An 8,585-nucleotide genomic window follows, 5' to 3' on the forward strand; every position below is an offset into this window, starting at 1 on the left:
CTTGTTCCATCTGGCGTAACTTGCTTTCCCAGTCACCAGTCATCTCTGCCGATGTGAGTCCGGTTGCTCCGATTTCATGTAGGGTCTCGATCAGCTTTAGTCCGCTAGCTGTCACGTGGATCTCACGTCCGTCGCGAGCGATGTATTTTTGGCGGATAAGTGCCTCGATAGTCGCAGCACGTGTGGCTGGAGTTCCCAGTCCGCGGTCAGCCATGGCCTCGCGTAGTTCTTCGTCGTCGATGAGCTTGCCCGCACCTTCCATCGCAGAAAGGAGAGTGGCTTCGTTGTAGCGCGCTGGTGGCTTAGTCTCGTCCTCTTTGACAGTAATTTCTTCGACCTGTGCCTTCTCACCTTCGGAAACTGGGCAAAGTTCGTCTTTGCCAGCAGCAACACCTACTTGGCGGCCATAGACCGCGAGCCAGCCTGGCTCTACTAGAATTTTACCAGTGGTGAGGAAGGTGTCAGCAATGCCATCTGCGTGAGAGATTGTCGTTTCACGGCGGGTGTTTTCGAATACTGCTGATGGGAAAAAGACTGCGAGGAAGCGCTTGGTGACAAGTTCGAAGAGCTTTTGCTCAGGCTCAGAAAGTTTGACGAAACGGCCAGTTGGGATGATAGCAAAGTGATCAGAGATCTTGGCATTGTTGAATACGCGCTTGGTTGGAATGAGACGGTTGTTGGTTTGGATATCCTTTGCGAAGGCCGCGAGAGGGTCATAGTTCTGACCGATTGCGTCAATCGTGTTGCTGACGGTAGCGACGTAGTCCTCAGGGAGGTAGCGGGAGTCAGTACGCGGGTAAGTGAGCATCTTGTGGCGCTCATAGAGTGACTGGGCCAGTTTGAGTGTGCTGCCAGCTGAGAACCCAAAGCGGGATGATGCCTCACGCTGAAGTGTGGTGAGGTCGTACAGTTGTGGTGATGCCTGTTTCGTCGGCTTCTTGGTTTCTGTGACGGTACCCATTTTGCTTTCACAGCGGTCCTGGATCGCTTGGGCTGTGGTGATTTCCCACAGGCGCTCTGCGCGTGAGTGTACGTTTCCAGCCTCTTTCTTCCACTCCGTGTCAATCCAGCGACCGTCGTAGTAGCCAGCCTCCACAGAGAAATTTGCGTGGACTTCAGCGTATGGAGTGGAGATAAAGGAGCGGATTTCCTTTTCGCGTTTAGCCAGGATAGCGAGAGTTGGTGTCTGAACGCGGCCAGCGGATGTGATGTTGAAGCCACCGTGGCGTGAGCGGAAGCAAGTAAGGGCACGGGTGGAGTTTAGACCGACGAGCCAGTCCGACTCGGAGCGGCACTTGGCTGCTGCAGTGAGGTTCTCCATTTCTGCGTCGTCTCTGAGGCCAGCCCATGCGTCAAGAATCGCTTGGTTGGTCATAGAGCGCATCCATAGGCGCTTCACGGGCTTTTTGATTTTACCCAGCTCGAGGATGTATTTGAAGATAAGCTCACCTTCACGGCCGGCATCACAAGCATTAACGATCGTGTCGATGTCCTTCCGTCGGCATAACTTAAGAACTTGCTTGAGGCGAGTTTCGGATTGCTCTATCGGTTCGAGATCAAAGTGTTTGGGAACTGCTGGGAGAACATCGAACTTCCATGGGAGGTTCTTGCCGTTTGGTCCAGTCGGCATTTTCAGCTGAACTAGGTGACCAACTGCAGAGGTGATGACGTGTGTCTCATTCTCAAAGTAGACATCACGTGCCTTTCCTTTTTTATCAAATTTAGCCATTCCTGGTGCTTTGGCCAGGGAGCGTGATAGGTCGGTAGCGACCGAGGGTTTCTCAGCAATGATTAGAGTCTTAGACATCCTAAGACTGGAATTAGGCTGCAAATGGGTTTTTGAAAAGGTAAATTTTTGTTTTGCTTCTGATAAAGGGGGAAATGGGTAGTGAACTAATTTAGTATTTTCATCAGTCCATGGTTTTCTTGGGCGCGATTAGATGTACACGGTGCCTAGATTCGGCGACTAGTATCCCGGCTTCTGAAATAGTTTGAGAAAAAAAGCACACATTCCACCACCAGGGCAAACTGGAATACCGTTTTGTGAATAGTTGTCTGCTAGTGCTTGTTGATTGATTAGAGGTTTTCAGGTTTTTGATGTTCTAGTGGGCTTACACAGCTTTTGAATGGCACTAATACTAATGAGGCCGGCCGCTGGAAATGCAGATCGGCACGCGCAGCTAGGCTGAGAACACTCTACAGTCATGGTGAGAAGCGCTATGGTAAGAATGATCAAGGAGGTCAGAGAGTAGATTAATTTTCCGCTGAGGGGCCGTCTGTAGATTGATATGCTAGTCGTAATTCTTTCTAGATTAGAAAATTGTTTCACTGTCGGGCCTAGCAATGAATTGGGGGGGCTTAGCTGGAGCTAGGAAAGGAGGAAAAGGTAAAAGGTTAAAAATAGCGGTTGCCAAGTGAATTGGAGAAGGTTTTATCTTAGGGGTATATGGTGAAAATAGAGAATCAACGGTCAACTGGAGTTTTATTTCCAGTGTTCTCGATGCGTCGTAAGGGTGACCTAGGGATTGGAGACACAACGGCAGTGAAGCAATGTCTAGATTGGTTCGCCCAGCATAAAGTAGGTTTTTTGCAGCTCTTACCGATCAATGTGACTGGAGCTGATCGCAGTCCGTATAGTGCTATTAGTTCGGTGGCCTTGGATCCGATCTACTTGGATCTTGAGAAAATAAAGGGAGTGGGGCCAGCTATGCTGAATAAAGCTCGAACGGCCTGTGGGGTGGCGCGCATCGCTGCGACTGTGGATTATGCTACGGTTTGGGAGGTGAAACAGCGCGTTTTGCGCCAAGCATTCAAGAAGTTTCAAAAGGTGGAAGGTGATTCCCATTTTTTATCTTTTAAGAAAAAGCACAAATCATGGATTCGTAATTATTGCTTGTACCGATGGCTGATAGATGAAGCGGCTGGGCAAGAAGATCGGTCACTCTGGCCTGAAGCATTTAATTCTCCAGCAAAAGCAAAACGCTATGAACTGCGAAGAAAACGTCAAAATCGTACAGAGGTGCTAGCCTCACAGGAGTATTATGCGTGGGAGCAATGGCATGCATTTTCGCAATGGGAAGAGGTGCGATTACATGCAGATAAAGTGGGAGTTAGGCTGATGGGTGATGTTCCTATTGGGGTGAGCTATGCGAGTGCTGACGTGTTTTTTGAACCAGAGTGGTTCCATTTGGATCTCTTTGGTGGAGCCCCACCGGAAACTGAGTTTAGAGCAGATCCATTCACAGCCAAATGGGGACAAAACTGGGGCGTGCCAGTGTATAGGTGGGATGCGATTGAGAGGAGTAATTTCCAATGGTGGAAGAGACGTATAGCATCACTAAGCTCGGTTTTCCATCAATTCCGGATCGATCACATTCTAGGTTTCTATCGAATTTATAGTTTCCCTTGGCACCCAAGTAGAAATGCTGAGTTCCTACCGCTGGATGCTGAGAAGGCGGCAAAAATGGCCCAGGGAAGAAGGCCAGGTTTCTTCCCGCGTGAAGATGATACTATGGTGCATAAGGCGCAAAACTTACTGGATGGCGATAAGTATATTAGGGCTGTGATCGATGCAGCTGAGGGAGCCGAGGTTATTGGAGAAGATCTCGGGATGGTACCGGAGTATGTGCGGCCGCATTTATTCGAGCTAGGGGTGGCAGGATTCAAAATTTGCCAATGGGAGTTAGACGCTCGAGGTAAAGTGATACCAGCGGAAGACCATCCGGAGTGCTCGTTTGCTTGCTATAGCACGCATGACACAGCCCCGCTGAAAAAGCTATGGGAGGAGGCTAGGAGTGAAGCAGATTCAGGGCCTAAAAAACGAGAGGGGGAAAGAAAGCTTAAGGTTCTTAGTCAATTTGCTGGACTACCAGTCCCGAGGAGAGGGAAACAGTACCCAGCGTATTCTCATAAGCTTAAACAGGTGTTGTTAGATGCACTGCTGCGCACGGGATCCCGCTATGCTGCGATTCAAATTAATGAGTTAGTTGATAGCGCCTCGCAAATCAATTTTCCTGGTACAGTGGGTGACCAGAACTGGACGTATCGGGTTAGCTGGGAGTTTGGCACGATACCGAAGGCTGTGGAGAAAGAAATGAAAAGGTTGCAACGCTTGATCGTGAAGCACGGCCGTTGTTGTTAGTGCTTGTCGAATAAATCAGGGTTGGAGCGGCGGAGCGCTTTAGCTAGGCCTTCTGTGTAGTTTTTTGGGAAGGTCCAGAACGGAATGCCAGTTTGCTTTAGTGCTAGCCCCCGGTCTTGTGGCTCCAGCGAGTAGGCCAATGCCATGAGTAGGTCACTAGTCACCCATGGGCTGTTACGCAGATATCCGTGACCGTTTCCAGCTCTTGCGGCTTCCGCGTCACTCACGTCAATCACGACGATGTGCGGGTTATCTTTGAGATATTGGATCGACATCTTATCAACCTGATTGAGGTCAAAAGTTTGGCCTAGCCGGTTCCTGTTGGTTAGGAAACTAGAGAGGGAAAGAGCCTTGTCTGAGTCGCTTTGGTAAATGAGAAATTGCTGCATGAGTTTGTCAGCTCCATCTAGCAGGTAGCCTCCGACAAGTTTCCGGTCAACATCTCCAGCTATAATGGCAACAGTTCCCAGCTTTAGTTCCTTTTTATTTTGAGCGTGAGATTTATTTTTTTGCAGGATGGCTAGATCGCCCATTGCTCTTGTGACTACGCGACTGCCGGCGCTGTAACCGATGACATTGATCTTGTCGACATTGGTGCGTCTGGAGAGAAATAGGATGAGGTCTCGAAGGTGACGCGATGAAACTAGAGCTGTTTCTGTGTCTGAAAAATACGCGAGAGCTTTCGGGGTAGATGGCCAAGAATACGCAATAAAGACTCCATCGTAGGCTAGAAAGTGCCACATCTCCGCTGTGGTCAAAATTGGGTTTTCAAAGGTGACCTTATAGCCATGCACGAAAATGTTGATGGTGCGATTCTTTGACTTAGCGAGTTTGTTATTAATTTCTTTAATGTACTGTTTTGTCGCGGAATCCGACGTGTCGATGTCGTCTTGTGTCAGGATTGAATATTTATGAACAGATTCGTCCATCACTCCATATTCTTTTACCGCTTTTACCTTGATAGGAAATTTTTCAGAGCGAGTTTTGAGCAATGAAACCTTTCGGGCATCTTGCCAAGTGAGGTCATCGCGGCCAGTTTCTATTTCTGCGCGGCCTAGCCGTAGCGCATTGCCGCGCTGACTGGTATAGAACTGCTGCTTGTCTTTCGCTGTGGCAGGTCTGCGATCGGTCGCATAGAAAATGTCGTGGGATGTCGTGTTTTTTACCAACTCATCTTCTTTGGGTAAGCGGATTCCGGTGTCGGTAAAGGCAGCGGGTGCCGGCATTAGGTCAAACACCAGTGGGGCATTACTTCCGCAAGACGCACACAAGGCTACAAGGATGGTGAGGAAGGAACGTAGGTAATGCATACACCTTCTCTAACTAAGGATTATTCAGCTGTCGATAGCCGATAAAAAAAGCCCGCGAACAAATGTTCAGCGGGCTGTGTGAGTAATTGCTTTCTGCAGCTATTCGCTAGAGGCTTTTGAGGCACTCTTGGATAGCGTCGAAGTTTGGCATGTCACTTGGGACTTCGAGTACTTCTGCGTATTGGACTACACCAGCTTTATCGACTACAAATGCAGAACGTTTCGGAACGCCTCCCATGATGAGGTTTTTCTCGGGAAGGAAAGACTCGTATGCGATGCCATAGTCAGCAGTCGCTTTGTGTTCGTAGTCAGAAAGAAGAGTGAGGCTGATGCCTTCTTTTGTGGCCCACTCCGCATTGGCAAATGGATTGTCTCCAGAAATACCAAGCACTTTTGCGTCGAGAGCATTGTAGGTGCTGATGTTCTTTGAAATGTCACAGAACTCAGCTGTGCAACCACCGGTAAAGGCCATTGGTACGAAGAGAAGTAGAATGTTAGTCTCTCCGATGAGTTCGGATAGTGTGAGAGTCTCAGGGCCGTTCTCTCCAAGGGTAACGAGTGTGAAGTCTGGTGCTTTGTCGCCTACGTTAATTTTCATATAAGGAGTTTTTACCTAATTGTCTGGGTAAGGCAAGAGAGATCTAGTTAGATCTAGGTGGCTACATGGTTTGTTTTTCCAAGCGCTTTTAGCGCAGCTATGCGTCAAAAGTAGCCATGCCAGAAAGTCATACTAGAGTAAGTGGTCGCGGGTGTTGTGGTTTAAGCTACGTCACCAAACTTCGGGAATTTGGGATGTATTGATGACAGGATTGTAGAAAGTTGATTCAGTGAGTGCGGTGGCCGCTGGGTTTTGTCTCAAGCAAAAGCCTTGACCCATGGGCGTGGCGTGGGACTATTCCTGTCCAATAATTATGGACCAAGAACAACTATTTCAAGAGATACTCATGGCGCGCCAACGCGTCTACGCTGCCGGTGACCCCACGCCATTGCATAAGCTTGAGATTAGTGAGTACGATTGCGAAGTATGGGTGAAACGAGAAGACCTCGGGCCCATCAAAGCCTATAAGTGGCGTGGTTCCTACAATGCCATGGCGGCTCTATCACCAGAGCAACGGGCTAAAGGTATCGTTGCAGCTTCAGCTGGAAACCATGCGCAAGGGGTGGCTCTGGCTGCTCGTAAGCTAGATTGTAAAGCAATCGTCTACATGCCGGTTTCTACTCCTGAGGTGAAACAGCGTGAGGTGAAGCGTCACGGTGGTGACAATGTTGAAATACGCCTTATTGGTGACTCTTATGATGATGCAGGTATCGCTGCGCTTGAATATTGTGCAGATGTCGGTGCAGAATACGTGCACCCATATGACGATGTCTTCACAATGGGTGGGCAGGGCACTGTAGCGGATGAAATAGTGATGAGTGGCAATGGCCCTTTTGACCGCGTCTATATTGCTGTTGGAGGCGGCGGTCTCGCTGCTGCTGTGAGCTGCTGGCTTAAGAGGTACTGGCCAGACTGCAAGGTTATTGGCGTCGAAGGTGAGGGACAGGCCTCGATGAAAGCTGCAATTGCCGAAGGTAAACCTACTAAGCTCGAATACCTCGATGTTTTCTGCGATGGCACTGCTGTTAGGAAAGCTGGAACCAATACTTTTAAAATCTGTGACGCGCTTCTCGAAGAGGTCGTCACAGTGAGCAATGACGAAGTCTGTCACGGTGTGCGCCGACTTTGGGAAACAGTCAGAGCGATTCCAGAACCGAGCGGGGCAATGGGCCTCGCCGCGATCACAAAAGATTGCGCAGCCGGTAAGATAAAACCTGGCGAGAAAGTGCTGAGCATTATCTCTGGAGCAAACATGGATTTTGCTCAACTAGCCACCATTTCACGTCGCGCTGGTATTGGGTCTAAGCAGCGCAGATTCCTCCGCGTGCCTATACCGGAAGGAAAGGGCTCACTACTAGGTTTCCTCACGGATCTGCCAAAGGAGGTTAGCATTGTCGATCTCCAGTACGGGCGGGTCGGCTCCTCCGCTCAATTTCCAGTGCTCGGCATGATCGGCTCGGCTGAAGACTATGCCAAGGTAGATCTCTTGCTCGAACAGAGAGGTGTCACCGCTGCCGATGTTTCTACCGAGGAGATCGTCGGCTACCGTATTATCAACTACGAACCAGAGCTCTTCAGTTGCCCGCTGTTCGTCAATATAGAATTTCCTGAGCGCGCCGGAGCATTCCAGCAGTTCATGGAGAAGGTCAGCAAATTTACGAGTCTGTGCTATTTCAATTACGAATACTCAGGTGAGCGCGTGGGTCGTGCCCTTGTCGGCATGGACTTCGAAAACGAAGCAGCTAAAGAATCCTGCAAAGCCCTTCTCAACGTCATGGTCGGCGGCGACATTCGCGACGTCCGACCAGTCAGCGACGAGACGCTGAAGAGGTTGCTCGGGTGATTTCTCTGGTGCGCGTAGGAGGCTTGTGCAGGCTGCAAGCGTTGGCACATGGCATTGCTTACACACATTTCTAGACAGTCAATTTGAGCTGGGAAGCATTATGTAACTGGTGGTGGCCGATAGATGCCATTCAATGTCCCTTGGATTCAAACCGGAAGTGCACCGCTTAACTTGAACAACGGCCCAGATGCTGATTAGTATCAGCACTGGCTCCACCGTTCAAAACCGAGCCTGTGCCAAATGACCTATAAACATCTGAGTGAAAAAGTAGACAGACAATCTATGAAGCAGTAAAGCGGTGCAAGACTTACAGCATATAGATGTCATCTATGGTCATAGGAAAATCCAGCATCCGCGCCGCACTCCACACCCCACACTCTGGCATCAGCTTCGATTCCTTCGTCATTCCAGCACATGCCTCCGCCCTCCGTGCTGCTTCCGAGCTGAAGCGTCAAGTGCTGTCCTCGTCGTCGCCAAAACAAATTTCATTTGTTTCGCCAAACAGCAAACCATCGCTTCAGCATGCTGGTAATTCACCATTCCAAAAAGCGGGTGTCGGTCGTAGGCTCCTGGGCAAGCAAAGCTCAACGTCCCCAGGTTCCATTCCTATCTTTAGCCGCTAAACCTTCCTTCACGTAGCACCCCCAGACCACCCCCTCCCTTGGCTTTAGTGGGGTCTGTTTCGCAAAGCTC

Annotated in this window: 6 protein-coding genes; 3 read left to right on the forward strand and 3 right to left on the reverse strand. The window is 49.6% G+C overall.

Going from position 1 to position 8,585, the window contains the following annotated elements; genetic code table 11:
- A partial coding sequence (locus ABGY95_RS06320; RefSeq protein WP_347440845.1) for a DNA topoisomerase occupies positions 1 to 1,807 on the reverse strand: 1,807 nt, incomplete at its 3' end.
- Between the two features lie 693 nt (positions 1,808 to 2,500).
- Between ABGY95_RS06320 and ABGY95_RS06325 the strand changes: the two genes are divergently transcribed.
- On the forward strand, positions 2,501 to 4,141 hold the full coding sequence (locus ABGY95_RS06325; protein WP_347440846.1) for a 4-alpha-glucanotransferase: 1,641 nt from the start codon (positions 2,501 to 2,503) through the stop codon (positions 4,139 to 4,141).
- Here the strand turns inward: ABGY95_RS06325 and ABGY95_RS06330 are convergent.
- Both ABGY95_RS06330 and ABGY95_RS06335 read right to left on the reverse strand, forming a co-directional pair.
- Positions 4,138 to 5,451 (reverse strand): alpha/beta hydrolase, encoded by a 1,314-nt coding sequence (locus ABGY95_RS06330; RefSeq protein WP_347440847.1) that lies wholly within the window; start codon positions 5,449 to 5,451, stop codon positions 4,138 to 4,140. The two genes, ABGY95_RS06325 and ABGY95_RS06330, sit on opposite strands and share 4 nt — an antisense overlap.
- A 106-nt stretch (positions 5,452 to 5,557) precedes the next feature.
- Positions 5,558 to 6,049, reverse strand: coding sequence for a redoxin domain-containing protein (locus ABGY95_RS06335; protein WP_347440848.1), 492 nt, complete (start codon positions 6,047 to 6,049; stop codon positions 5,558 to 5,560).
- A gap of 313 nt (positions 6,050 to 6,362) precedes the next feature.
- Between ABGY95_RS06335 and ABGY95_RS06340 the strand changes: the two genes are divergently transcribed.
- Both ABGY95_RS06340 and ABGY95_RS06345 read left to right on the forward strand, forming a co-directional pair.
- Positions 6,363 to 7,892, forward strand: a complete 1,530-nt coding sequence (locus ABGY95_RS06340; protein ID WP_347440849.1) for a pyridoxal-phosphate dependent enzyme — start codon at positions 6,363 to 6,365, stop codon at positions 7,890 to 7,892.
- Positions 7,893 to 8,212: 320 nt separating this feature from the next.
- Positions 8,213 to 8,515, forward strand: a complete 303-nt coding sequence (locus tag ABGY95_RS06345; RefSeq protein ID WP_347440850.1) for a hypothetical protein — start codon at positions 8,213 to 8,215, stop codon at positions 8,513 to 8,515.
- Positions 8,516 to 8,585 lie beyond the last annotated feature (70 nt).

Origin of the sequence: Rubritalea sp. (assembly GCF_039830215.1) — a bacterium.
Lineage (GTDB): Bacteria > Verrucomicrobiota > Verrucomicrobiia > Verrucomicrobiales > Akkermansiaceae > Rubritalea.